1 protein-coding gene is annotated in these 390 nt (G+C 48.7%); it reads right to left on the bottom strand.

The window, feature by feature from the left end; all coding sequences use genetic code 11:
• Positions 1–77 precede the first annotated feature (77 nt).
• On the bottom strand, positions 78–390 hold a 313-nt coding region (locus tag EVJ20_RS15095; RefSeq protein ID WP_201740031.1), incomplete at its 5' end, for a YfeK family protein.

The raw sequence follows: 390 nt of genomic DNA, 5'->3' as shown, positions 1-390 counted from the left end.
GTTTGGGGAAGAGCATTTTAGTCAGGGGGCGGGGATTTAAGATTATTGCGCAGGCACCGTTTTATCCGTCTGCGCAATTAACGCATGTAAAAAGGCTGTGCATTCTCATCGCTCTTACCGGGGATCTTCACAATATACGGCTTCCCGGTAATCGATGACGACGAAGCAACCTTATCAATAAACTGCTCGGCAGTGTCAATGCGGTTACGGGTATTGCCCAGCTTCAGACGCAGATGAGAAACCGCTTCATCGCAGGTATGTTCATCACCGTTGCGCACAAATATCAAATCCTTTTTCTGTGCTAATCCCTCCAGCATGGCGTTGATGCGGGCTTCTTCATGGGCAGTTAACTTCGCGTAAGCGGGGAGTGTCATTAGTAGTGTAATGACC

Origin of the sequence: Exiguobacterium sp. SH0S1, from assembly GCF_004337165.1 — a bacterium.
Taxonomy (GTDB): domain Bacteria; phylum Bacillota; class Bacilli; order Exiguobacteriales; family Exiguobacteriaceae; genus Exiguobacterium; species Exiguobacterium aurantiacum_A.
The sequence above is the reverse complement of the archived record's forward strand: the minus strand, read 5'-3'. Positions and strand labels throughout refer to the sequence as shown.